The sequence below is a fragment of the Cobetia sp. PDI-12MA genome, from assembly GCF_059507695.1.
On the sequence record NZ_CM183351.1, the window covers coordinates 1497465 to 1523071 of the forward strand.

Consider the following 25607-nt stretch of genomic DNA (forward strand, 5'->3'; position numbering starts at 1 on the left):
GCTTCGACTGGGTCACTCGTTCTCGCTCCACCATCCCCCGCCGTAGAGGCTGCGAAACCCCATCTCGTACATGCTGTCGCGGGTCGTGCCGGCAAGCTCCAGCGTCGAGGCGATAGAGTCGCTCAACAGCGTCTCCCATTGCCGATAGGGGGTGTCACTATCGATCGGCGCCGGTGCGGTCTCTACCATCTCGGCCAGCCACTTCACACCGGTCATCCAGGGGGAGAAGCGTTCCGAGTACATCAGCCGGCTGGTCCGCGCCGGATGCAGTTGACGCAGCACCTCGGCTGACCAGGGGGTGGTGTAAAACCGCACCCAGGGCCCGACGAAGGTCTCGTAGAGGGCCACATTGTGCTCGGAGAGCGCTCGCACCCCTTCGAACGCCGGGGCCCGGTCGGGAAAGTTCATGTCTTCCACGCGGCGCTCCTCGAAGCGCACCTGGAACTGGGGCTTGTGACAGTCGGGGTCGCCGGTGGGGTTGTCGATGCGCATCTCGTAGAGGCCAGGGGCCAGGTCATTCAGATTGCCGACGCTCTCGAGGATCGCTCGGTGCTCGAGGCGCGCCACCTTGGAGGAGACGAAGATGCCCAGATGCCCGACGTGGGGATTGAGCAGGTAGACGATACGCTGGTCGGCGGCCTTGAGTGCCGCGGTATCGGGATAGACCGCGGGGATCCAGTTGAGCGCCTGATGGGGCGGGGTGATGTTGTCGCCGCCGGAGGCGAAGATCACCAGGGGGTTGCGGATGCGCTTGAGGTCGACGCTACAGCCGGGGCAGACCTCGAGCTCGCCACGCTCCAGCTTGTTGCCGACGAAAAGGTTCTCGACGATGGCAACGATCTCCTCTTTGCTCAGGCTATAGAAGCCCGTCCACCAGCGCTCGAACTCGAGGAAGCGTTCGCGCTGGCCGTCGATGTCGGCGAACAGCTGATAGTCCTTCTGCCACAGGGTATTCGCAGGCTTGAGGGCTTCGAAGTTGGTGGCGAGGTTCGCACCGTCGAAGCGCCCGTCTCCCAGGTCGGCCATCAGGTGCGTCAGCCAGGCACCGCCAAGCAGGCCGCCGGCGAGGCGCATGGGATTGACGCCGGATTCGCCGGACCAGTAGGAGAGCGGCGAGCCGTTCAGCACCGCCGGCCCGACCAGACCCTCGCAGTCGGCGGAGAGCAGCGCGATGGCCCAGCCCGCCTGGCAGTTACCGTAGAGCACCGGCGGCTGGCCGGGGTGGCGCTCGGCCAGCGTCTCGACGAAGCGGCGCAGGACGTGCAGCACGTCCTCCAGTGTCTGGCCGGGGACGGGCTCGGGGAAGAAGATCACGAAGTAGACCGGGTGTCCCTCGTGGAGCGCCATGCCCACCTCGGAGTCGCGCTTGAAGCCGCCGATGCCTGGGCCGTGGCCGGCACGCGGGTCGACGATCATCCTGGCGGCCTAGTCTCGTCGAGGCAGTCCTCCAGGCAGTCCTCGCCGACCCGGGTGATGCGCAGCAGGGCATAGTTGGCGGGGCGCGCCAGTCGACGGCCATCCACGAGCATCTCGTAATCGAAGTCGAGCAGTGGCGGCTTGCCCGCCTGCTCATGCTCGAGCATGTTGTCCGCGCGCTCACACAGCGTGTCCAGGTAGCGTACGCCGCGTCGCCACAGGTCGGTCTGATAGGCGAGTAGCTCCGTGGCCGGGTGGCTCGGGAGGGTGCCTTCTTCGGGCTCGGGTGCGGTCATCGGGGCGTCCATCTCTGGTGGGGCGGTGGGTTGGCGCTTGCGCGGGGTTTTATGAGCCGTGGGTGGCTTGGTGGTGGATGTTTTGGCGGTCATAGTGGATACCTCTCAGTGTCAGGATGTCGTGGGCGCCGATCTCGATCCGGGACTCGGACAGGAAGCGGTACGGCGGAACCTTCAGGTTGATCGGCGCCGGCACCGCCTTGAACACGCGTCCGGCGAAGTCGAACTGGGAGCCGTGGCAGGGGCAGAAGAAGCCCCGGGCGAGTCGTCGCTGACGACCACGATCGTGCCGACGAGAAAAACGTCTGCTTTTCATGACTGCACCTCTGGGATTTTGTCCTTACAGGCGCCAGCCACTCGTACTCGCCATCCGCAGGTGCGGAATGAAGCGTGGCGTGCGGGCCGCGTAGGTCTGCCATTTGTCGCCAAACTGGCGCGCTACGTCGCGCTCTTCGTGGATCGCCAGTCGTGAGTACATCCACACCAATACCGGGAACATGACCAGGGTCAGCAGGGTGGGCCACTGCAGCAGGAAGCCGGTCATCACCAGCACGAAGCCGGCGTACTGGGGATGCCGGACATGGGCATAGAGCCCGGTGGTGGCCAGTTCTCCCCGCCGCTGGGCGGTATAGAGTGACCGCCAGCCGGCGGTGATGAGCCAGAAACCCGCGGCGATGAACACCATGCTCAGCAGATGGAACGGCCCGAAATGCGGGTTGGCCTGCCAGCCGAACAGCATCTCCAGCAGGTGGCCCGCATCGTGGCTGAACCAGTCCACCTCCGGGTGGCGCGACTGCAGCCAGCCGGAGAGGAAGTAGAGGGTCAGCGGGAAGCCGTACATCTCCGTGAACAGCGCCACCAGGAAGGCGCTGAAGGCCCCGAACGAGCGCCAGTCGCGGCGCGTCTGCGGCTTGAAGAAGCTGAAGGCGAAGAAGATGAAGATCGCCGAGTTGAGAATGACCAGGCCCCACAGCCCATAGGCGGGTACGTCATCACTCATCGCGTCCTCCCTTGTGATCATCATGCCCGCCATGACCCCCGTGGCCTCCATGTCCGCCGTGCATGAACACATGCATTAGCGGACAGGCGAGCAGGATCAGCCAGGGCAGGGCACCGAGCAGGTGCACCTTGTGCTCCTCCCAGAGCAGGAAGCCCATCACCGCCAGGGCGATCGCCACCATGAGCCAGAAGCTGCCTTTGCTGGGTCCTCGCTCCAGCCACCCCTTTTCGTCATGCATGATCAAATCCTCACCCGGCGCAGGCGCAGCGAATTCATCACCACCGACAGCGAAGACGCGCTCATCGCGAAGGCGGCGAACATCGGCCCGATCAGGATGCCGAGGAACGGATAGAGGATCCCGGCGGCGATCGGTACGCCGGCCCCGTTGTAGACCAGGGCGAAGAACAGGTTCTGCTTGATGTTGCGCATGGTGGCCAGCGACAACTTGCGGGCCCGAACGATGCCGTCGAGGTTGCCCTTGACCAGCGTGAAGCCGGCGCTTTCGATCGCCACGTCGGCGCCGGTGCCCATGGCGATGCCCACATCGGCCTGGGCCAGGGCGGGAGCGTCGTTCACCCCGTCGCCCGCCATGGCCACCTTGCGGCCTTGTTCCTGCAATTCGCGGATGATGCGGGCCTTGTCCTCGGGCAGCACGTCGGCGCGGATCTCATCGATACCCAGTCGCCCGGCCACCGCCTTGGCCGTCCGCTCGTTGTCGCCGGTGGCCATGATGATGCGAAAGCCAAGTTTGTGCAGCGCCTTCAGGGCCTCGGGGGTGGTCTCCTTCACCGGGTCGGCGACGCTGACCAGGCCGGCGATCTGGCCATCGAGCACGACGAACATCACCGTTTCGCCTTCATCGCGGCGGGCGTTCGCGGTCTCGGAGATCCGGCCGCCATCGAGGCCCAGTTCGGCCATCAGCTTGGCGTTGCCGAGGGCCACCGACTGGCCGTCCACGACCCCCTTGACGCCCATGCCGGTCACGGCTTCGAAATCGGTGGCATCGGCGAGGGATACGCCACGTTCTTCGGCGCCGGCGACGATGGCCTCGGCCAGTGGGTGTTCCGAGCCACGTTCGAGGCTGGCCGCCAGGCGCAATACCTCGGCCTCGTCATGCCCTTCCTCGGGCAGCACCGCCACCAGCTTCGGCTTGCCTTCGGTCAGGGTGCCGGTCTTGTCGACCATCAGCGTATCGACCTTGGCGAAGCCTTCCAGCGCCTCGGCATTCTTGATCAGTACGCCGGCCTGCGCGCCGCGTCCGGTGGCCGTCATGATCGACATCGGCGTGGCCAGCCCCAGTGCACAGGGGCAGGCGATGATCAGCACCGCCACCGCCGAGACCAGCGCATAGGACAGCGCCGGCGCCGGCCCCCAGATCGCCCAGGCGATGAAGGAGAGGATGGCGACGCCGATCACCGCGGGCACGAACTTGCCCGCCACCTTGTCGGCGAATTTCTGGATCGGTGCGCGGCTGCGCTGGGCGGCAGCCACCATCTCGACGATCTGGCTGAGCATGGTGTCGGCGCCGATGCGGGTGGCCTCCATGACCAGGCTGCCGTTGCCGTTGATCGTGGCCCCGGTGACCTTGTCGTCTTTGACCTTTTCCACCGGCACCGGCTCGCCCGAGATCATCGACTCGTCGATCGAGGAGCGGCCCTCGACCACCACGCCGTCCACCGGCACCTTGTCGCCGGGGCGCACCCGCAGGTGGTCGCCCACCTGCACGTCTTCCAGCGCGACCTCTTCTTCGCTGCCGTCGGGCCGGATCACCCGCGCGGTCTTGGCGGCCATGTCCATCAGCGCGCGGATCGCCTTGCCGGTGCCTTCACGGGCGCGCAACTCCATCACCTGACCCAGCAGTACCAGGGTGACGATCACCGCCGCGGCCTCGAAATAGACGCCGACGGTGCCGTCTTCCCGGCGAAAGCCGTCGGGGAAGACGCCCGGCACCAGCACCGCCACGATGCTGAACAGATAGGCCGCGCCGACCCCCATGCCGATCAGGCTGAACATGTTGAGGTTCATGGTGCGGAAGGAGTTGTAGCCGCGCACGAAGAACGGCCAGCCCGACCACAGGATCACCGGCGTGCTGAGCACCAGCTCGATCCACATCGCGTTGCGTTCACCGAAGAAGTCGCGAATGGCCCCGAGGCCCAGGTAGGGGCTCATCGTCAGAATCAGGACCGGAAGCGTGAGCACGGCCGCGACCCAGAAGCGTCGGGTAAAATCGACCAGCTCGGGATTCGGCCCTTCATCGCCGACCGTCGCCGATTCCAGCTCCAGACCCATACCGCACAGGGGGCAGGCACCGGGAGTGGTTTGGCGCACCTCGGGGTGCATCGGGCAGGTGTAGACGGCGCCGGCATGCCCGGCCGGCACCTTGTCGTACTTGCCGCCGTGGGCCGGCGCGGAGGCCCCATGACCATGCCCGTCATGCGTCTGCGAGTCGTCGCTTCCCACGGGCACGAGGTGCATGCCGCACTTGGGGCAGTCACCCGGCTGGTCGGAGACGACCTCCGGGTGCATCGGGCAGGTGTATTGGGCGCCACCCTGGCTGCCGGCGGCGTGTTGGTCCGTATCGCCGCTGCCTAGTGTCGGTGCCTCGTGCGAGGCATGCCCGTGACAATGGTCGTGTTGGTGTTGCGTCATGGAATCGTCTCCGTCGCTTCCGCGTCTTGATTCAACCTCGTGGCCCTATCTCGATAGGGTCGAAACTAATAGTGCCGTATCCAATAATCAGGAGGTGCGATCAAAGCAGAAGATCGCGCTTGCGTTGCTCGTACTCCTCGCGGTCGATTTCTCCCCGGGCGTAGCGTTCTTGAAGAAGGTCCAGGGCCGTTGGCCGCCGTTGAGAAAATGGCTCGCCCCGGCCTCGGGTCAGGCCACGCACCAGGAGAACGGCCAAGGCAATGACGATGCCCCAGAACAACACCATCATGAGCCCGCCGAAGAGCATATGCCCCCAGCCGTAACTCCCCATATACGCCATCATGTCGCCCCACATGGTCGGATCTCCTTTTCTTGTTACTTACTTTGCCCTGACGTCAGGCTAAAGCCTGCGGGTAACCCAAGGGTCAAGAGAAGGTAGAGATGAAAGTAGGCGGCTCTTGATCCCGGACAGTTTCCGACCTCTTCAGTGGAATGGAATCAACGCCGCACGCATGCGTTGAGGCCTTCGGTATTGAGTGATGGATTCGTTCATGGCCTACGCTCCGCTGTGTCGGTTGAGGCGTGTGACAAAGAAGTTGTATAGCGGGCCGAAGACCAGGGCGATGTACCAGCCGTAGCCGAAACTTTCGACCAGCCCCAGGAAGAAGCTTGACCAGCTGAGCCAAGTGAAGCCTGGCAACAAGCGCAGCCAGCTCTTATACATCGCCTGGTCGGGAAACAGCAGATCGAAGCCGACGCAAAGGATGAAGGTTACGGCCAGGAACAGCCCCAGGCTCATCCCGAGTGCGATCATGGGAATCCGCGGCGTTGCCTGAACCGGCAAGCGAGTTCCTGAACGGGGCTTGGCTGTCAACGGAGCATTGGCATCAGGCATCTTTGTTCTCCGGTTGGAGGGGCGAGGCCGTTGCACCAGGGACGAGATACTGTTCGGGCGCGGCCTCGAAGCGCTCCCGGCAGTCACGAGAGCAGAAGTAAAAGACGTGGCCATCGTGGACGCTTGGCTTGGCCCCTTTCGTTCTGACGGTCTTGCCGCAGACGGGGTCGACGTCCTCGGCTGGCGGAATCCACTCCAGCCCTTCAGTTGCACGTTGATTCCCTGGGCTATCGTTGTCGTGTTTGGTCCTGCCATGGCTGTGCCCCATGACGTGGGCGCCACAGCCGAACCGCATCATCAAGAAGAGGATTGCTGCCCAAAGCAGGAAGTAAAACAGTGCGTCCATAAAGTCTTCCTCGTGACGTCCGCTAAGCCGTACCCGATACCGAGCACTCGGGTGTGGTTGCGAATGTGCATGCACTTCTCATGGTGGGAAGAGTCTCTGCACACACAGCGGCCACTCCGGCAGTTGCCTGGATCAATGTGGGGCGGGCACGGGTTTTCTCCCACGCGGCCACGGCTGGAAGCGCGAGATGGAGATACGAGGTCGACTTAGACTCTGTAGCGTTGGGTCAAAAGGTAGACAGGAACCGAGGAGGGTGAGGGAGGGGCACTTGGCGAGCCGCTGGCGGTGACAACCCGGGGCGCTATGGCCGGGGCCGTCATGCTCAAGGGAAGGGGCTCGAGCTCCAAGTCCTGGCGCTCCAGGCGCAACAGGGCGCTGCCGACATTACGAGTGCCATGGCCATGGTGGCATCGCGGTTGAGGATAGTCTGCGTTGATGAACTCGGTGTTCGAGTGCGTATCTGCGTGAGGCTCAACGCCAACCTGGCCAGACTCAGTAGAGGAGGGAGCATCTGCCGAGGAGGGGTCATCTGCCATTGTGGCGGCGCTAGAGAGCAGTAGCACCATGCCCAGCAGGATGACCAGACCAAAGCGATGCCAGGCGGTGGCAGACCGCGAGGATTGCTTAGGAAATGACGTGTGCCTGGCCATGCGGCAGGGCTCCTGCAGAGTGATGTATATCTTAACCTAGCGCAGATTCGAACCTTGTCCATTGACACGGATCAAGACGGAGCTTGCCGTAAGCTGCAGCGGCCTCATTGAAGTGGTGACCTGGGCGAATGGCTGGGATGTAGTGGTCAAGTGTTTTTGGCCACCGAGCTTTGAGCATTCCAGTAGTTCTTTTCTGCCAAGTTCGGCGGTATCCCATCGTTATGCTTGTGCGGCCTGAGGCTGCTGTAGTAACCGATCATATAATCAGTGACAGATCGCTTCGCCGCAGTGAAGTGGACCCCATCCTTTGGACCACCTGACGGGTCGTCTAAGCTCGGATCAGGTCATCATCGGCGTCAGGCCGCCTGGATCAGTGGTTGAGAGAAGTACACTTCATCAGGTGTAGCATCGTCTAGCCCTTGGTGGGGCCGCTCTGTGTTGTACCAAGCGAAGTAACGCTTCAGATCCCCTCGCAAGTGGGCGCCGCTCTCGAAAGCCTTCAGATAAACGCACTCATACTTCACACTGCGCCAGAGTCGTTCCACGAATATGTTGTCCTGATAGCATCCCTTGCCGTCCATGCTGATCCGGACATCATGGGCTTCCAGAACTTCGGTGAACGACTGGCTGGTGAACTGACAGCCTTGATCTGTATTGAATATCTCGGGCTTTCCATAACACGCCAAGGCTTCCTCCAAAGCATCGATACAGAAGTCCGTATCCAGGGTGTTGGAGACCCGCCAGGCCAACACGCGACGGCTGTGCCAGTCCATGATGGCCACCAGGTACATGAACCCGCGCGCCAAAGGAATATAGGTGATATCGGTCGCCCATACCTGATTGGGGCGGTCGATGACTCGCCCCCGCAGCAAGTAAGGATAGATCCGATGTCCTGTACCTGGCCGGCTAGTGCATGGCTTCGGATAAATAGCCTGTAGTCCCATCCCGCGCATCAATCGCTGGACGCGCTTGCGGCTCACTGCGTGGCCCAAGCGATTGAGATAGGCTGACATCCTTCGTGAGCCATAGACCGGTGTGCGCAGATGTTCCGCGTCGATCAGACGCATTAACTCCAGATCATAGGCCCGTAGCGCCTTGCGCTGATAGTACATCGAGGAGCGACTGATACCGAGTAGCTGGCATTGACGTCGGAGGCTGATGCCGGGCGCTTGCGGCTCGACCATTGTCAGGCGCTGGGCCCGACTCAACGATCGAGCCTGCGTGACAAAAAATCCCGTTCCACCGTCAGCTTGCCGATCTCGCGATAGAGCGTATCGATCTCCTCCTGGGTCTTCTGGGCGGTTTTACTGGAACTTTTGCCCTCGAAGACGCCGGTGGCGTTGTCCAGCAGGTCGCGCTTCCACTGACTCACCATGGTTGGGTGGATCTCGAAGCGGGCTGCGATCTCTGACGTGGTCTGTTCCCCCTTGAGGGCAGTAAGGGCTACCTTGGCTTTGAACTCACTGCTGTACTGTCGACGTTTCCTGCTCATGATCAAGCTCTCCTGGTCGGTATGATCAGAGCTTAGCGCCTGGTCCGAATTCTGGGGTCCACTTCACAGCGACATCGGGATAGCCGATCTCTGGTATCCATTCCGTTTTCAGGCTTCTGAAGAAGCGCTCTGTTGGGGCATTGTCCCAGCAATTGCCACGGCGACTGAGACTCAGCGTCATTCGGTAGCGCCAAAGCATCTGCCGGAATGCCCGGCTGGTGTACTGGCAACCCTGATCCGAATGAAACAGGATATTCCGTGGCTCTCCACGCGATTCGTAGGCCATGGTCAGCGCTTTCTTTACCAGCTCCGTGTTCGGCGATAGGGACAATGCCCACCCCACGGGTTTACGAGCATACAAGTCGATGACCACTGCCAGATAAGCCCAGCGTGCCCCTGTCCAAATATAGGTAATGTCGCCGGTCCATACCTGATTGGGCTTCTTTACATCGAACTCCCGATCAAGAACATTCGGTATATCCAGGTGTGGCTGATCAGCCTTCTTGTAGGCGTGCCTCGGCGGCTGCGAACTCATCAGCCCCAGCTGCTTCATCCGCCTGCTGGCCCGATAACGACTCAACTGTATTCCTGCCTGCGTGACCATTTTTGCGATGCTGCGAGCGCCGGCAGAGCCGTTACTGACGGTATGCGCCTCGACAACCTGATCCAGCAGCTTCTGCTCAGTCTCACAAGGTCTTCTATCCCGACCACGCCAAGCCCGGTAGCTACTGCGATGCACCCCAAACACCTGACACAAGTGCTGCACCGCGTAGCTCTCTTCAAGTCGCTCGATTATCGAGAATTGCTCAGGGAGTCCGACATCAAGAGAGCGGTAGCCTTTTTTAATATTGCCTTCTCTTCTTCCACTCGCCGCAGCTTGCGCTTCAGTTCCTGGATCTCACGCTGTTCCGGCGTCAGAGCCTCACCTTTCAGCGGCGCCTTGCCTGCCCGCTCAGCGCGAAGCCTGCGAACCCAATACTCCATGGTGGATTTGCCAACCCCCATGGCCTCACACGCCGCCTTCAGCGTGTAGCCCTGGTCGACCACGAGCTGGGCCGCTTCCATGCGAAATTCCGGGCTAAACGTTCTCTTCTTCGTCATCATCTGCACCTGATTGTCTCTGTGAGCCATCATACACTCAAAGTCAGGTGGCCAGATTCACTGTGCCACTACAGGTATAGACCTTTACCAGAAACAATTCGCCGTCTGATAAAGGCGTAGCCGAGGTGAGTCCCTTCATGCTCCCGGCAGTCCGAAGATGCGAGATGGGGAATACCCTGCGGCGTGGATGTCGCAAAAAGACCGGAGCGGGACGAGTGATTCAGGCGCGATGAAGCAGTGCAAGCATTTCTTCTCGTCCCGACACCTTGTCACTGGAGCTTGTGAGTCCTCAATAGAGATGGACTGTCTGGAAACGGGCACGCGACGCCCCTTGTGCATCCATCAGCGTCAGTGTCTTGCCTTCTATCTGCCAGCCCGACACGTCATTGAGTGTCGCGAGGAAATCGCGTTCGAGCGTTGCTACTTCACCGGGACATGCCATTCGCGTGATGGCCAGGCGGCCGAAGCCGAGTTCTTGCGCATCATGGTGATATTCCCCCATCAGGCGATTGCAGCCGGTGGAGCCGGCTACTCGCGAGTCTTGTGTATGTAAGACGATATGGGCTTCACGCTTGCCTTCCACCACGGGTGTTGGCTGGTTGTCGAGTGTCACCAGCTTCCAATAGGTGTTCTCCAGTGGCTCGTCGACACCTTGATAATCCTCAGAGGATTGAGCGCCTGCGCAGCCGCCCAGGGTGAGTGCTGCGCTCATCACGGCGGCCCATGTCATCACTTGCGCTTGTTTCATGCGGGTGTCTCCCTCACTAATAGGGTGTCTACGGCGATTCGGGGCTGGGCTCCGGTAGCGCTGCAAGCCCTCGCAGATAGCGTCATCGCCAGTGTGGTCAGCTGATGCGCGGTCATCGCCAGCGTGGTCATCTGAAGCGTTGTAGGCTGAGTCAGGAAGACGCGTTACGCATTCTGAAACAATCGCCAAGGAGTTGTCATGCCAGCCACCCGCACGCCCTCGTCCGCCAGGGAGCGGATACATCTGTGGTGGGATCTGTTCATCATCGTGCTCGTGATCGCCAATCTGGCATTGCTGCTATTCGATAGTCTCTTCCTGATTCCCCCGCTGAACACGGCCTTCGAGGCCGTGACACCCGGGTTGCATGCGGCCTATGAGCAGAATATCCACGCCAATTTCCTCTCTATCGACCTGGCATTCGTCGCCGTCTTCCTGCTCGATGTGCTGGCGGGGTGGGCAGTGGCCATTGCGGAGCGGCGCTACCACCGCTGGTTCTTCTATCCCTTCGTGCACTGGTACGACGTGCTGGGGTGTATCCCGCTGAGCGGCTTCCGCCTGTTGCGTGTGTTGCGTGTGATCTCGCTGTTGTTCCGCCTGCAACGTCTCGGCTTGATCGATGTTCGCCGCTGGTACCTCTACGGGGTGGCGGCCAAGTATCTCGATATTCTACTGGAGGAGCTGACGGACCGTATCTCCCTGCGCATGCTCGATAACGTCCAGCAGCAGTTGCGCGACAGCGATGACCTCTCATCTTCGGTGATCGAGCGTGTCGTGGAGCCTCGCAAGCAGGCCTTGATCCGTGAAATTACCCAGCGCCTCGAGACCATGGCGGGGGATGTCTATACCCAGAATCGCGACGATACCCTGCGCTATGTGCGGGGCCTGGTCAGTCGCACCCTCGCCGAGAGTCCGGAGCTTCAGCGTGTCTCGCGCCTGCCCATGGGCACCCAGCTTACGAAAGGGCTGGAAAGCTCGCTGTCGGATCTGGCCTGCCATCTCGTCGATGAAGCGCTGGTCGGCCTGCGTTCCAAGGAGTTCTCGGCGCTGGTGGGGCACCTGGCAGAGAGTGGTTTCGATGCTTGGTCGCGCACTGACCCGAGGACGGAGCAGATCACCGAGCAGGTGCTGATCGACATGCTGGATCTGCTCAAGGAGCGGATCGCCGTGAAGAGTTGGCAGAAGAAATACGAGTGACGTGATGCACCAGCGTCATCCTGATAGGTAACTCGCGGCGTTCGGGATGAGATGGGGCGAGGTTTGGCGCACGGGAATGTGTTTGCGAGAATGCTGATACATTCATCCCACGCCGAGAGTCTGTGAGCCGCGAGTGTCGTCGCGCAGCGATAGCGCGGCCTGATGACACATCAGCGTCTCGCCAGCGTGGGAGCCGCGACAGGAGGTCAGTGTCATGGCGAATCCAACACGCACTGAGGTAGCCGAGTCAGCACCGGGCGTTCCGTTCGACCCGGCACAGGTGGCTGTCATCCAGCAATTCGGCGGCAGCATCACACCGCTGGAGCCGATAGGCGCCGAGGTGAGGGGAATCGATCTGTCCGCTCAGGACGCGCCGCCCGCGCCAGTTGCTGGTGGGGCGGCAAGGAGCTGCACAGTACCCATGGGATGCATCCGGCCACGCCCGATGGCAACCGGCACATCTTCCGGCTGTCGAACGATCGCCGTCACGGCATTCCCGGCGTCGGGCCGCAGTGGCATAACGACGGCAGCTTCAATACCGATACGTTCTCGCACTCCGGCTACCACATCATCCGCCCGGCCGAGAACGGCGGCGGTACCTGCTTTGCTCATCAGGGCGCGGCCCATGACGCCTTGTCTGCCGAGCGTCAGGCCTTCTGGCGCCGTCTTGCTTCGGTGAATTCCTCCTCCGGGGCCGTACATCCCGTGGTACACGAGCACCCCATCACCGGTCGCAAGTGCATCTGGCTTCATCTGGGCATGACCGGCGCAGTGATCGAGAAGCTACCCGATCAGGATGCCTTCCGGCTGCTGACCGCCGAAGAGCTGACGCAGCTCTGCCGTGAGTACAACGCCATCCTGAATGCCGGCTTCACCGAGGGTTACGCCCTCGACTTCGAGTACCAGGAAAACGACTGCGTGTTCATCGATAACCTGGCGGTCGCTCATAGGGCCGCGCCCGGCGCGCACTTGCCGGCACAGGAGCAAGGCTTGCGGATCATGCATCGCAGTACCGTGCGTGGCACTCAGGATCTGGCACCTGGCTTCGGACTGCCGCTGCAGGTGGATATCCATGGCCCCAGCCCGCTGGAGAATGGTGTATGGCAGGGCGGCGGTATCGGCTTTCGTTGGGAAGAGAATATTCCGATGCAGAACTGAGGCTGGCGCGCTCAGGTAAGACACTTGCAGCGGGACGTGCGTTACAGCGAAGTGAAGGCTAGGGCAGATCAGGGGTAGATCAAGGTGCAGACCTAGTTTCAGAGGAAAGACCAGAGTCCGTGAAGAGTTGGCATTAGCAACACGAGTGATAGGGTGGGGATATCACCCCGACCAAGCGCTGATGGGGCTGGGGAGGCACGTCAGCCGTGCTGGCCAAGAGCCTGTCCGATCACGTTTCAGGGAGAGAACCAGACTCGTAAAGGAAGCCATCATGTCATCTGCCCATGACACCGTCATCGAAAGACCCGATAGCCTGCATGCCAAGGAGTGGCTACGCGCGTACCAGCGGGTACGCGCCGCCACCGAGGCGATCTGTGCGCCGCTGCATAAGGAAGACTACATGGTGCAGAGCATGGCAGATGTCAGCCCGCCCAAGTGGCACATCGCCCATGTCACCTGGTTCTTCGAAGCCTTCATCCTGAAGCCGTTTCAGCCGGACTATCAGACGCTCGACCCCGCCTACGATCACCTCTTCAACTCCTACTACGAGACCCATGGCGTACCGTTCCCGCGCGCCGAGCGTGGCACGATCTCGCGCCCGACCGTCGACGATGTCTATCGCTATCGCGCGCACGTCGATCAGGCCATGCAAGCGCTGCTTGAGAATCCGCCACGGGAACATCTGCCCGAGATTCTTCGCCGCTTGGAGCTGGGGCTGCCGCATGAGCAGCAGCATCAGGAGCTGCTGTTGATGGACATCAAGCACATTCTGGCGCAGAACCCACTGTGTCCGGCCTATCGGGATGATCTGACTCCGGGATTGGCACCAGCCCCTGCGCAGGAGGTGCCGTCGCTTGGATGGCTGGCCTATCCAGCCGGGGTTCGCGAGATCGGCCATGATGCAGCCGAAGGTGGCTTCGCCTACGACAACGAGATGGGCCGACACCGTCAGTTCGTCGAAGCGTTCGAGATGGCCGACCGTCCGGTGACCAACGGCGAGTTTCTCGCCTTTATGCAGGACGGCGGATACGCCACCCCCGAGCACTGGCTGGCGGATGGCTGGGCGACGGTCAAGGCGGAAGGCTGGCCGGCGCCGCTTTATTGGGTCGAGCGCGACGGCGTCTGGCATCACTACACGCTAGGTGGCCTGGTGCCGGTGGATCTGAATGCGCCGGTCTGCCATGTCAGCTTCTTCGAGGCCGATGCCTACGCCCAGTGGGCGGGCGCGCGCCTGCCCACCGAGGCCGAGTGGGAGACAGTCGGTCAGGATGTCCCTCTCTCTGGTAACTTCGTCGATCAGGATTATCTACAGCCAGTCGCGGCCGCGAGCTCCGAAGGCATGCCGAGTCAGATGTTCGGCGATGTCTGGGAGTGGACGGGCAGTGCCTATCGCCCGTATCCGGGCTTTCGCAAACTGCCGGGCAGCCTGGGGGAGTACAACGGCAAGTTCATGTCCGGTCAGATGGTGCTCCGTGGGGGTTGCTGCGCCACGTCTGCCGATCATATCCGCGCGACCTATCGCAACTTCTTCCCGCCCGAGGCGCGCTGGGCGTTCTCCGGCTTTCGGCTCGCCAGGGACGGTGGGGTCTGAGGGTCTGACTCTTTCAGAACGCGCCTCAAGGCACTTTCATCTGCCGCTTTCATCTGCCGCTTTCACCCGCCAACCCGTAAAGGAGTCTTCATGGCCGACCACCTCGAACCGCGTATCACGCTGCACCCGCTATCCTCGCGGGTGCGAATCCTGGTCGGTGAGACGGTGATCGCTGACACTGGCAACGCGCTGGAATTGCGCGAGAAGGGCTATCCGCCGAGGCTCTACTTGCCGCGCGCCGATGTGGCGATGGCGGAGCTCTCGGTTTCTCACACCGTCACTCATTGTCCGTTCAAGGGCGACAGTACCTATTACTCGCTGCCGGATCTTCCTGATATCGCCTGGAGTTACGATCACCCCATCGAGGAGGTGCAGGCGATCGCCGGGCGGCTGGCGTTCGATACCGACAAGGTCATGTTGGAGGTGGAGTGATTCAGACGAACGGCTCGTCGCCAACCTGATTCTCTCGTCGATGCACAACGCTCCGTCGTGCTCTGCTTCAGAGATAAACCGATAGAGAACAGTAGCTTGGCGTTCGCCAGATGGTTAGAATCCTGCAGTTTGCTGCACCGCGCTCCTCCATCGGGCGCGGTGCAGCATTACCTTTCCCTTATCAAGGCTCAGTACTCCGGTTGGACGAATCACCTCGCTTGATTCCTTTCCGTACAGGCTGCACCAGGAGTCATGACAGTGGTTGTCCCTTCGAACATCGCGCCGGTGATGAGTGTACTGCTATGCCTCGTGCTGGCCTCCTGCGTCAGTCGTTATCTCAAGTCTCCCCGCATGAAAGGTCGCATTGGCGAGTGGCGAGTGCGCTGGATGGCGCGTCGACTCGGCAAGCAGGGTTATCGGGCCTTGCACAATGTCACCCTCAAGACCGCGAACGGCACCACCCAGATCGATCATGTGCTGCTGTCGCGTTTCGGCTGCTTCGTGCTGGAAACCAAGAACATGAAGGGCTGGATCTTCGGCAGTGAGCACGAGGCGAACTGGACCCAGCAGTTTCCTCGCCAGTCGTTCAGTTTCCAGAACCCGCTACGTCAGAATTACCGCCACCTCAAGGCGTTGGAGACGACGCTTGGCGTGCCATTCGAACACCTGCATTCGGTGATCATCTTCATCGGCAGGGCCAGGCTTAAAGGTGAGATGCCGTCCAACGTGACGCGCGGCACTGACTTCGTTCCCTTCGTACAGTCGTTTAAGACCCCTGCCTTCAGCGAGGCGCAGGTCGAGGCCATGCACGAGGCGCTGCTGACAGGGCGTCTGGCACCGACTCGGGCGACGCAGCGTGCCCATGTACAGCATCTCAAGCAGCGCAATGATTCACAGGCGAGACGTGAATGCCCGAAATGCGGCAGCCGGATGGTGCTGCGCACTGTCAAATCCGGTGTGCGTGAGGGCCAGCAATTCTGGGGATGCTCGGCCTATCCGGAGTGTCGTGCGACACAGGCGGTGTGATGACTGCCTTCACGACCCCGAACGAGGCAACATTCAAACTTGAATTTCGCTGACAGGCACTACCATCGCTCGGCACGGCGGCACTGCTTTTGAATGTGTTGACGTTGCTGCTGCAACCTCGTCCAGCCTTTGCCTTCGAGACCAGCTTGCTGTAGCTGCTCCTTGAGTATGGCTGAGTCGGATAGATCAGCGAGCGTGGTAACCATCTGTTGAATTTGGCGCTTCACAAACGGATAACTGAATCGGCACTCATCCGAAAAGGCCTGCCAATCGCGCGGTAGCAGCTGCATCGAATTGAACTCCCCGCCGAGGGAGAAGGCCATGTCTGAATCGTAACCGAGCACTATGGTGCCAACGAGGTCATAGGCTGGGGCGATCTGCCAACGACCTCGGGAGTCCTGTAACAAGGACACGTTCTTGGCATGGCCGTCACTGTTGCCAACCAGCACATTGAATATTTGCCAGCGAAGCAGCTGCTGAATGGATGCCGCTGAGGGTCGGCAGGCTTCGCGGACTGTTTGCACGATTTCTCCGAAACGTGGCCCACCGTAAGCCTGGTATTTCTGATTCCGCGACACGCCCATGGCCTGACACAGATCCTCCTGATGCAAACGCTCGACGTGTCCGCTTTCAATACCCAAGCGGTCGTAGCGTTCGACCATCAAGTAAGGATGTCGGCCGGCATAGACCATCGTGGTCCTCGGGCAGGCTATCCCCCCCAAGCGTGCCAGATTGTTCAGATACAGCTCATTCAGAATGACTTGCTCACGCCCTTCGACGGCGAATTTCAGAATATGGGTAGAGGGTTCGATTCCGATAGGTAAGTAGAGTGTATCGTTCCACAGTCGCACAGGAATCTTGTCCTGCGCGCCGGCCAGCGAGAGACGAGGGCGTTTGGCCAGAGCTCCTTCGTTCATCAAGGCATACCGCTCGCGAGCACCTGCCCATTGCGCAAGTCGATCGAGCGGCAACTCGCGGTAGTTGTCATCGAGGGATGACGGTAGGGCTCTTGACGGCGGCATGTGATCGCTCGGAAGGATCGTCAGCGCACCAGCACAATCGCCGCCGATGGTCGCCAGTAGCGAGAAGTCGTCGTCTGGTATACCCAGGCGCTTGATCAGCGCCGCCCGGGCTTGCTCTTCAGGCAGCAAATTTGCGAACCAGTGATGCGCCAGAAGGTCTTGGGGCTGCCAAGCCTTTTGGCTTAGTGGCAAGCTGTACGAAATGGCATGCCCGTTCTGTCGCCAGGTATCGTTGTATTCGAAGCCCATCAGTCGGCCATCCGTGCCGCGCCACAACGTCCCTACATGCTGCGTGTCGCGCCATACGTTCAACGAATCCGGCAATATCATGATTCGGATCCCTCCGGCGGAACAGCGGACAGCTCGATGCCTAGCGTATCAAGTACGATCAATATGCGACCCAACCCGCAGCTGTCACGGCCGTTTTCCAACTCACTCAGAAAGCGAATGCTCAACCCGCAAAGACCTGCGAGGGTTTCAAGGTTTAGCCCTTGCTGCTTGCGAGAGCGGCGAATCAACTTGCCAAGCGTTGCGGCATCATGAATGGGAACTGCTAGCGATAGAGGCATGCTAAGACCTTTCACGATAAGAAAGCGGGTTGTTGCAAACAATTTAGTATACTTAAAAATTTCCCTATAGGGATAATTAGTTAGGTATACCGGAGTAGGCCTTAATTTTTCCCTATAGGGAAAATAGTTGGTGTGCGGGCTGCAAGTGCTGCAATTTTTCCCTCTCAGGACAATTGAGGGCGATCAGGTTGTCAAAGTATCAAGGAGATCATCGCACCACGCATGAACTGCTAATGCTCCATCCGTGTGTACAGACTCGGACGGCCCACTGCACCTCCTGATTCATCCCGACCGCCGGGCGTGAGATGGCGCAGGTGGACTCTGAAGTGCAACACCGCAAGTGATGGAGGGTGATGCATCGGGGTTGGGCTATCTCTAGCTCGCCGTCCACCTGCGCTTCGGCTTCGATAGGCGACAGCCAGTATACGAGTATGCGGCCTTCGCCTTCAGCGTCGCTTCATCAGCTCCAGAAGTACCTCACCATGTATCTCACCCAGCACGTGCGTGTAGTGATGTGTCAGTGTTTGAGAGTTGCGGTGCCCGATCAACTTGGCGAGTAACTCGAGACGGTGACCTCGTGCCTTGGCATCTTTTTCCAGTACGTCGTAGACCGCTCGGCGGCAGTTCGCCAGGGCTGGGGGAGTGAAGGACCAATGCCCTCGGCAGGCGGAGGAAAGACGATCCAGGAGCTGAGGGTAGTCGTCGCTGTAGAGACGAAGTACGAGCCACGAGATCGCGTTGTGCCTCAAGAGATGAAAATCGAAGTGGATGTCCTCCAACTTCAGTCCGGGCGTGAGGGCACCTCGGAGAGACTGCCGGGCCCATGCCATGAGCGGGGTCAGCAGGCTCTCTCTTGAATAGCCCAGCGGAGAGCTTTCTGGCCCCAGCAAGGCAATGTTCTTCAAACGATGCTGGCCAGCAAAGGACTCTCGGCGCCTATCAATCCATTCTTTCACCAGCGTCATCAATTCTGGGGATATCAAAAGGTGAAGAGGAACGCTGCGCCGAGCATTTGCGGTCTTCCCAGCATGGATTTCTACGTAACAGTAGGTGGGGCCGTCATCTCCCGGCTGATTGATGATGACGTCATGCAGTGTCAATGCCATGACTTCTCCAGCTCGCAGGCCCCCGTAGTAGCCAAGGAGGAAGGCGATCAGCCAGCTGCGCCGTAATCCACTCCGTCTTCGGGAGAGCGCCCGGGTCAGATGTTCCGCCTCGTGCGGCATGATCAGATGTGTACGCAATGTACTGATGAAGCGACCTCCCTCACCCTGCACGGGGGGAATACCCGTTAATCGATCGTTACCTTGGCAGAAGCTGATGAACTGATTGAACGTCTGGAAGAAGTTGTGGGACGTCGAAGTGTCCCAGCCTTTCTGAGTCGGCAGCTGTTCGCTGATCGCCTCCATCAGTTCTCCATCCCAGAGCGTCAACCATGGGATATCGGGCAACATCATCATAGAGGTGGGCGTCAGTCGACTCAGGTAAGTCCTGAGCGTGCTGGCTTTGTTGCCTTGAGTGCTCGATTGATAAGAAAGCCATAGCAATATCCAGAGTGGATAGCTGTCCTCGCCCAGCATGTGTATCAGTCTCTTCGCGTAGCGAGACGTAATGGTGTCATGCCGCTGGATCGCGGGTTCCCCTCTGGGGGTTATCAGGCCTTCATGCTCCAGTTCAGTGATATACGCATACAGTTGGTTGCCTGCTTTCACATACCAGTCTGTTGAAAGTTGATCCTGCCAGTATCGAGGGGAGGTTGATGGTGACGATTCGTTACTCCTGACGCCTCCTCCCATAAGGAGTTCAGGGGTGTGAAGATCGGTCTCGATATCTTCCGGTTCAGAGACATCCATGGCGCCGGAAGCGCTTGACGTACTGGAAGTAGGGAGAGTTTCCGCCGAAAAAAAGAGGCTTTCGTCATGCTGCCAAGGAGAACGCCAGCTACACACTGGTAGGGGGTAGCGCCGAAGCAGCTGTGACCAGAGGGGCGCAGGGCCCAACAGTGTCGTGCACCGAAAGGCATGACGAAGCAATGAACGAACACGCTTCAGCGAAGCGGAGGAACCAGTCTTGCGTGGTGCCTGGCTATCTAGTAGCTGTGACAGACCGGTGACCAAGAGCTGATCCAGATGGGCAGTTCGCGCTTCCAATGGACTGTTTAGATCCAGCGTAGCATCCGAGGAGAACCACCATACATCTGCTTGCTGGGAGGAGGTGGCTGGTGATGGAACAGGGGACTGACGGCAAGCCCTGAGTAGCCTCCTGAGATGATTCGGGATTTTTAGCCGGTAATGGGCTGGATGTGATCGAGATAACCCTGGCAGACAGCCGACGAACCAATAGTGGGGGCCGCGCTTGGTGTTCAGGCGTGGCAGGTGCTCTGGGCTCAAGTTCAGCAAGGTATGGCGAATCACTTCTTCCTCCATCCCTAGCAGGGTACCCATGCTCAGGGCCAGGAAGAGAAGAGACTGCTCTGGCGTGCATTGGTTGGCGGGAATGCTCTGCAGGGCGCGTACCGAATCCAACACCCGTTGCTGAACCTTGATATCTCGTGATGAGGTAGCCGCGGATGAGGGTCTGACCGGGCGTTTGATACTGGTTGGAATCGTAGCCTCGAAGTCAGGCTCTCGGTTGAGATGAGTCAGTACAAGCGCGACTTCCTTGGTGACCTTTCGGGAGCTGAAGTCAAGTTCAGTTTCCTTGGCAAGCTGGATGGCGTTGCGAATCAAGGCTTGTACATCTCGCTGGTTTAAGCGTGTGGCATTGTGTCGAGCGCGAGACGGCTTGGTGGAAGGCGCACTTTGCGCTCTAGCCTGTGCCTTGGTTACCTTTTTCTTATGCCGTCGCCAGGCGTAGCGCGCGACATTCATACGGAAATGTCTGAGCTCTTCAGAGGAGGAGAAAAGGCGATGATCTGGATCATCCCAGCGACGGAATATCCTACCCAGTGTTTTCGAAAGTTCGATCGGAGACAGCTTCGGAGTTGTAAGCTCTTGGTGCGTGGCCTGGGCAGGTACATCGGTTTTCTTCCGAAGATCAATGGTGGTAATAGCGCTCATCCTCTATCTCCTTGAATGGTTGGTCCGGCGTGCTGAATGGGCCATGGGAGGTCGTCTCTGTGAAGCAGATTTGGCGTCAAGCCGCATAGTCTGGCAACGTCGGTTAGTGCGCTTCGTGTCGCCGATTGAATCAGGTTCCGATCACTGGACGGGGATTGGAGTGAATGTCCTTGGGTGGTGTGTCCAGCGAGCGCACTAAATTCAGCGTGAGAAAGTCGCGATTGGAGCGCGGTGATCATGCTGTGGCGCGTGATATTGGAAGGCTGGCGGCCCCACTGGCTCAATTCAGTTGCCAAAGGCGAAGGCATGAATGTTGGAAGATCCTTGAGCCACTGCCGCCAGTCAGCATGCTGCATGCGTTGCTGCGTCAACATTATTGTCGAGGCATTGAACTTCCATTGAACGGGGTAGGCGACTTGTTCATGCCCAAGAAAGTCTGCTTTGCCACCGTGGCGTTTCCACCATCGTTGCCATTCCTCCCGCCACTCATGCTGAAGCCGGAGCAATGCGCCAAGGGCAGGGACAAGTGGAATCTGGCGGCTTTCCTGTGCCCGAGCCGAATCCTTGTCGCGTAGCCAGAGCGTATTTTCCAGCTGCTCACATTGGGTTTTGGATCCAATTGGGCGAGCCAAGGTGCAGAGCTGCCATGCAAGTAAGGTCAGCGCTCCCAGTATCTGACCTTGCCGGGCAATGGCTTCGCCGACTGCCCGTAAGTCGCTACTACGATTCCCTTGTGAGGTAATCAATGAGGTAACCAGCATGGCGTGGTTCTTGGTAAGTTGCGTCAGCAAATGAAGCGGACGTTTGAAATAGCTCGGCTCCTGGGCTTTTGTGGATCCCACGGTGTGATCTTCGCGAGGTGTACGACAGTCTTCTTCTAACAAGGGAAATAGGCCAAGCGCAGCTTGAGCCGAGAGAAAAGCCTTCTGAATCTTGTGCAGAGGTATCGTTCGATACGTTGCCGGGGCAGAGAGTGAGAGCGGGAGCTCGCCTCGCAACCAGGTCGCGATCACTTCATCTTCACAGGCAGGCACCACCCAATGATGATGACTGGCAGACACGCGCCTCAACGTCAGGGTACTTCCCGGGCGATTATCCCCCCAGCGCTTGAGTTTTTTCTCGATTATAGATTTCAGTGCTTTGTAAGGCTGGTCGCCGGGGAGCCATATCTTTTCGGCTATGAGTGAGTGATTGAGAGCGTTGGGCAAGGGCAACGTGATGATGGTTTCGGTAGGTGCCTTGTTGACAGAGTAGTGGAGTAGCCCCTCCTCCGGTGACCAGCTGGGAATTTGATCCAGCGTCTGGCAGATGATCCACTCACGTTTGCTGTCGCTATTGAGGGGCAGCTTGGGGGATCGGGAGATTACCGTCGTCTGCAGCAAGCGCTCAGGTGCTATTCCACTGCAAAGTAGAATGCTAAGAAATGCCAAGGCTTGTCGGTTTGCAATGGCACTCTCAGATTCTATGAGAAATTCCTCATCTTTCGGTGGTTGGAAGATACGTAAAGCTGCTAGAACCTCTTCTTGTGGGCGTAGACTGATGTCTGTAGATGTCTTGAGACTGCGGGCCTGTTGCAAGAGCTGTACGCTCTCAAGGTGAAGCGCCTGATCGCCTTGTGAAAGCAGCGTGTTATGGAATAGCTCTTTCACTGGGTCGAGGGGTGAGATGCTGCTTTGGCTTAGGTCATTAGATGATGATTCATTCTGATGTTCATTGCCATCCGTGAGCTCTTCATTGTCCTCTATGAAGGTGTAGTCAAGTGCTTCGATTGACCTATCGAGGGAACAGGAATCGGTGTATTCAGCGTGGATTTGGTAAGATTCGTCACTGGCCCAGAGTGGTGAATCACGAAGAATGGTGTCGATATGTTGGCGTCTTTTTTGATTTTCATTGCGAGCTCTATGCTGTTTTCTTATTGGGCTACGAGTGAGCTGGCTCGGTTGATAAATTTCGTCAAGCAAAGCGCGTGTTGCTTCCTTATTGCGCAGATGGTTGGGATGCTCCGATGGACGATCAGTTGCTGTATCATAGGCATGAAGAAACTGTTCGAGAAGCTCCAAATCAGCATCGGAAAAATGCTCGGGAGGAGGAACTAACTGCTCTCCCAGGGTAGGGGAAATGGGTCTGGGGAAACTGTTGTGAATATCATCCAGGTCACCCCAGTTAAGTAGCCGCTTAAGCGTCTTTCTAAGCTCAAGTATCTGGGTGTAGTATTTTATGGCAGAGCTACGTGTCACAGTATGATAAGGCTGACCAAAAATCAGTCTAAGCAGCCTTCGGACACTGCTTACGCGAGGGTCAGTGAGCGACTTAAATCGGTAATTTATCGTATAATGAAGGCAGTGAGACATTCTATAATTTCGATGTGTCTCGTCTTCCATAAAAAAATGGCTTTCTAGAAACTTTTCTACTTGGGGCACAAGGTCTGGCACCGAGTAATCGGCGGCAAAGAGGCGAGCACTGAGGCGATACTCTGAGGCAATCAAGGGTGGGAGGCTCCTCTTGAGCCACTCCGGTACAAGGGGCCAGCGGGACCCGATCGCATTGAGGTCGTAATTAGCCAATATTTGGTCAGGTAGTTGGTGTTCACTCACGTGAAAGCCTCCTGTTTATCAGTCAAGCGAACTTGAAAGTGCAAGTCCCATTTGCGGATTCGAGTCGGCTTCCTCCTTGTTATTCGAGTGCTTGCTTTTTTCTTTAGCGTTGCTTTTCTTATTCATATCAGTTTGCTGCTTCCTATTATCTTTTCGTTTACTATGAGCGTTTTTATTATTTGTTTCAGCGGCAGTAGCAGCGTGTACCGTATTCCTATCTTTAGATACACCGCCTTGGTGAGTATTTGTGTTTTTATTTATTTCGTTCATGAATTTCCTGATTGAGTCAACAGAATAACGATGCCTGAACATTGATGAGATTTGCCTGCGTTTTATTGGCAAGTTTTGTTGAGTGACTACATTGCTCCATGCGTGTTGTAATCTTTCATCACTAATGAAGTTTCTGAGTATATTGTTCCATAACTTCTTTTCGTTAATTTTGATATCGCCAGTGGTATGTAGGTTGTGGATATTGATCCATTCCCAGCCAAGCTCAAGCAGAGGCTGTAGCATCTGGTAATAGAATCTCAGCACCTGGACTTCATCTTCGTTGAGTCTGCCGATATCGATCTCGATGCAAAATACACTTTGTGAGACGGGCACTTTATGTGTGGATACGATGGCTTTGATGACATGAAAATTCACGAACTCCTCGGAAGTGTGAGTCGACTGAACGTTGCTGCGGAAGCGGACAGGCGCGAGTGGCAGGCTCTCTGTCGCGACCGTTGGTCGAAAAGCATGCTCCTCGTTCATAAGCTCGGCGGTGTCCACCTCGAGTACTCGCTGATGGATGACAAGCGTCTTGTCAGCGCTGATTTTCACTAGTGACGGTGTATAGGTAGCATCTGGCATATTGATGACTCCAACGATAGGCAAAGGGGGGCCGAGACGTATGAGAGAATCATTCGTCGAGTTCATGTCCAGCAAACGCGAGTAACTTTGAGTAGTGATGATCAGTCGAGCAATACACCCGACCTGTAGAACGATATTTCTGGGAGTGCCGCCTCCTGATATATCCAAGCTGAATCAGTGTGTACTAATAGCATAACTCAAGTGGCAAGAATCTAAGGTATCTTTTAACCGTCAAAATCGACCGTTTCGAGAGCATTAGGGCTTTTTGACGTCAAACTTGGTAGATATTTTGTATTACGAGTTCTTGAGCGATTGCTTTTGTCAATTCATCGATTATTGAACGGTAATGCATTGCTCATGTTTATCAAAAGTCGTTGGCGCTGTTTTCGAAGGGGTCTGCGACCCGAATGTACTCCGTCAAGGTGCTGAGATGTCTGTGACCTGTCACGCGTTGTATCTGCTCCAGGCTCTTCCCCCGCAGATGAGCTTCAGTGATCAGGCCAGCACGCATGCTATGTGTGCTGAATCCGCGTGAAGCCAGGTTTGACCGCTCAAGCCCCCTGATCAACGCATTCTGAAAGGCAGTTCGAGAGAGTTTCGAGCCTCCTGGCCTGCCGCCCAGCGAGACGCTGCGAAATACCGCACCTCTCTGGATATGGGCGGCTTCCAGCCAGCGATACAGGAGATTGACGGGGCAGTAGGGGAGCGAGGTATCCGCATGGTGAATGGCTTTGACTTCATGTCGTCCTTCTTGATTGGTCTTGCTGCGGGAGAGCCTGACCAACACGCCTCGTGTATCCCATGTGAGGTGCTCGACACGAAGGTTGAGGACTTCGCTGTAACGAAATGCTCCATAGAACGTCAGGCAGAACATGGCGGCGTCGCGCAGATCTCGCAACTCGCTCAAATTCAGGCTATTCAGCAGCTGATGCAGATCATCTCTCATCAAGGCTGGTGCACGTTTCACCGGCACTTCATTGAGGCGTGCACAGCCGCGCATGACCCCCTTGATCATTTGCTCATTGCCCAGGGTGGGGCAATTCATGACAAGGTGCCAACGCCGTAACGAGCACAGCTGTCGCTTGAGCGTATTCGGTTTATAACCGTCCTCGAAACACCGGGTGAGGTAGTTGGCAATCTCCGTGTCGGTGCTGGGGAGGGTGCCGCCACGTCTGAGAAACATCCGTATGTCGCTTTGGAAGGCTCGGATGGTACTCGGTGCAAGGCTTGCCATGATCAGCTTTCGTGCCGAGACCGTCAGGCAAAGTCCCGGCAGAGAGTCTTGGTTTCCCTGATAGGGGATCACTTGCATTGCCTGATGTCTTCGTCTTTGAGGCGGGTGGATGCCTGTCGGTGGTCTGGACACCATGAGGGATCTCCATCGATATCGAAAAGTTGGAATGATTGCCGATATGCGCTGTGAGGCGGCCATCGAATTTCACGCTATCACCCTTCGTAAATCAGCCAACCCGAAATGCATGCTCCAGAAGGCATGGAGAGTTAAGAGTCACGCATAT

Annotated in this window: 21 protein-coding genes and 2 pseudogenes; 5 read left to right on the forward strand and 18 right to left on the reverse strand. The window is 58.3% G+C overall.

Going from position 1 to position 25607, the window contains the following annotated elements:
- Positions 1-12 precede the first annotated feature (12 nt).
- The 12 genes and pseudogenes from AC5WNI_RS06430 to AC5WNI_RS06485 form a co-directional block, all read right to left on the reverse strand.
- Entirely contained in the window at positions 13-1416 is a 1404-nt protein-coding gene (locus tag AC5WNI_RS06430) for a DUF3141 domain-containing protein (RefSeq protein WP_209443825.1), read from the reverse strand.
- Complete coding sequence (locus AC5WNI_RS06435; protein WP_209443826.1) at positions 1413-1712, reverse strand: DUF3141 domain-containing protein; 300 nt, start codon at positions 1710-1712, stop codon at positions 1413-1415. Before AC5WNI_RS06435 ends, AC5WNI_RS06430 begins: the two co-directional genes overlap by 4 nt.
- Positions 1713-1761: 49 nt before the next feature.
- Positions 1762-1968 (reverse strand): annotated as a pseudogene (locus tag AC5WNI_RS06440) (hypothetical protein); the annotation flags it as partial.
- An 84-nt stretch (positions 1969-2052) separates the two neighbouring features.
- A complete protein-coding gene (locus tag AC5WNI_RS06445) occupies positions 2053-2712 on the reverse strand; it encodes a methyltransferase family protein (RefSeq protein ID WP_495928940.1) in 660 nt (219 codons plus the stop codon).
- A complete protein-coding gene (locus tag AC5WNI_RS06450; protein WP_052384922.1) occupies positions 2705-2950 on the reverse strand; it encodes a DUF2933 domain-containing protein in 246 nt (81 codons plus the stop codon). Before AC5WNI_RS06450 ends, AC5WNI_RS06445 begins: the two co-directional genes overlap by 8 nt.
- Before the next feature lie 2 nt (positions 2951-2952).
- Positions 2953-5361 carry a copper-transporting P-type ATPase gene (locus AC5WNI_RS06455; protein WP_279837669.1) on the reverse strand — a complete coding sequence of 803 codons (2409 nt, stop codon included), beginning with the start codon at positions 5359-5361 and terminating at the stop codon, positions 2953-2955.
- Positions 5362-5461: 100 nt separating this feature from the next.
- Positions 5462-5716 (reverse strand): SHOCT domain-containing protein, encoded by a 255-nt coding sequence (locus AC5WNI_RS06460; protein WP_043337204.1) that lies wholly within the window; start codon positions 5714-5716, stop codon positions 5462-5464.
- Positions 5717-5917: 201 nt separating this feature from the next.
- The gene (locus AC5WNI_RS06465) at positions 5918-6256 is read right to left on the reverse strand and encodes a DUF5676 family membrane protein (protein ID WP_225347873.1); all 339 of its coding nucleotides are present in this window, start codon (positions 6254-6256) and stop codon (positions 5918-5920) included.
- Positions 6249-6602 (reverse strand): YHS domain-containing protein, encoded by a 354-nt coding sequence (locus AC5WNI_RS06470; RefSeq protein WP_052384923.1) that lies wholly within the window; start codon positions 6600-6602, stop codon positions 6249-6251. Before AC5WNI_RS06470 ends, AC5WNI_RS06465 begins: the two co-directional genes overlap by 8 nt.
- A gap of 1006 nt (positions 6603-7608) precedes the next feature.
- Positions 7609-8744, reverse strand: a protein-coding gene (locus AC5WNI_RS06475) for an IS3 family transposase (RefSeq protein WP_156941212.1) whose coding sequence is annotated in 2 segments (ribosomal slippage) — positions 7609-8471 and positions 8471-8744 — 1137 coding nt in all. Because the reading frame shifts where the segments join, the coding sequence is not laid out codon by codon here.
- A gap of 70 nt (positions 8745-8814) precedes the next feature.
- Positions 8815-9848 (reverse strand): annotated as a pseudogene (locus AC5WNI_RS06480) (IS3 family transposase); the annotation flags it as partial.
- Between the two features lie 286 nt (positions 9849-10134).
- Positions 10135-10593, reverse strand: coding sequence for an META domain-containing protein (locus AC5WNI_RS06485; protein WP_024953445.1), 459 nt, complete (start codon positions 10591-10593; stop codon positions 10135-10137).
- Positions 10594-10791: 198 nt separating this feature from the next.
- Here AC5WNI_RS06485 and AC5WNI_RS06490 point away from each other — a divergent pair, with 198 nt between their 5' ends.
- The 5 genes from AC5WNI_RS06490 (at position 10792) to AC5WNI_RS06510 (ending at position 15994) form a co-directional block, all read left to right on the forward strand.
- Positions 10792-11787, forward strand: a complete 996-nt coding sequence (locus tag AC5WNI_RS06490; RefSeq protein ID WP_024953446.1) for an ion transporter — start codon at positions 10792-10794, stop codon at positions 11785-11787.
- Between the two features lie 426 nt (positions 11788-12213).
- Entirely contained in the window at positions 12214-12945 is a 732-nt protein-coding gene (locus tag AC5WNI_RS06495; protein WP_225347875.1) for a TauD/TfdA dioxygenase family protein, read from the forward strand.
- 271 nt (positions 12946-13216) lie between these two features.
- Entirely contained in the window at positions 13217-14536 is a 1320-nt protein-coding gene (gene egtB, locus AC5WNI_RS06500; protein ID WP_024953448.1) for an ergothioneine biosynthesis protein EgtB, read from the forward strand.
- A 90-nt stretch (positions 14537-14626) separates the two neighbouring features.
- Positions 14627-14968, forward strand: coding sequence for a DUF427 domain-containing protein (locus tag AC5WNI_RS06505; RefSeq protein WP_024953449.1), 342 nt, complete (start codon positions 14627-14629; stop codon positions 14966-14968).
- 252 nt (positions 14969-15220) lie between these two features.
- On the forward strand, positions 15221-15994 hold the full coding sequence (locus tag AC5WNI_RS06510; protein WP_495928944.1) for a nuclease-related domain-containing protein: 774 nt from the start codon (positions 15221-15223) through the stop codon (positions 15992-15994).
- Positions 15995-16053: 59 nt separating this feature from the next.
- On the opposite strand, the gene AC5WNI_RS06515 is transcribed toward AC5WNI_RS06510, so the two are convergent.
- The 6 genes from AC5WNI_RS06515 to AC5WNI_RS06540 all read right to left on the reverse strand — a co-directional run bounded on the left by AC5WNI_RS06515 (position 16054) and on the right by AC5WNI_RS06540 (position 25402).
- A complete protein-coding gene (locus AC5WNI_RS06515; RefSeq protein WP_368448715.1) occupies positions 16054-17346 on the reverse strand; it encodes a type II toxin-antitoxin system HipA family toxin in 1293 nt (430 codons plus the stop codon).
- The gene (locus tag AC5WNI_RS06520) at positions 17343-17585 is read right to left on the reverse strand and encodes a helix-turn-helix domain-containing protein (protein ID WP_213115137.1); all 243 of its coding nucleotides are present in this window, start codon (positions 17583-17585) and stop codon (positions 17343-17345) included. The genes AC5WNI_RS06515 and AC5WNI_RS06520 overlap by 4 nt, the downstream gene beginning before the upstream one ends.
- A 446-nt stretch (positions 17586-18031) precedes the next feature.
- A complete protein-coding gene (locus AC5WNI_RS06525; RefSeq protein WP_495928945.1) occupies positions 18032-20644 on the reverse strand; it encodes a hypothetical protein in 2613 nt (870 codons plus the stop codon).
- Positions 20641-23130 (reverse strand): hypothetical protein, encoded by a 2490-nt coding sequence (locus AC5WNI_RS06530; RefSeq protein WP_495928947.1) that lies wholly within the window; start codon positions 23128-23130, stop codon positions 20641-20643. Before AC5WNI_RS06530 ends, AC5WNI_RS06525 begins: the two co-directional genes overlap by 4 nt.
- A 126-nt stretch (positions 23131-23256) precedes the next feature.
- Positions 23257-24090 carry a hypothetical protein gene (locus AC5WNI_RS06535; protein ID WP_213115140.1) on the reverse strand — a complete coding sequence of 278 codons (834 nt, stop codon included), beginning with the start codon at positions 24088-24090 and terminating at the stop codon, positions 23257-23259.
- A 364-nt stretch (positions 24091-24454) separates the two neighbouring features.
- Positions 24455-25402: a site-specific integrase gene (locus AC5WNI_RS06540; protein WP_213115141.1), complete on the reverse strand. Its 948-nt coding sequence runs from the start codon at positions 25400-25402 to the stop codon at positions 24455-24457.
- Positions 25403-25607 lie beyond the last annotated feature (205 nt).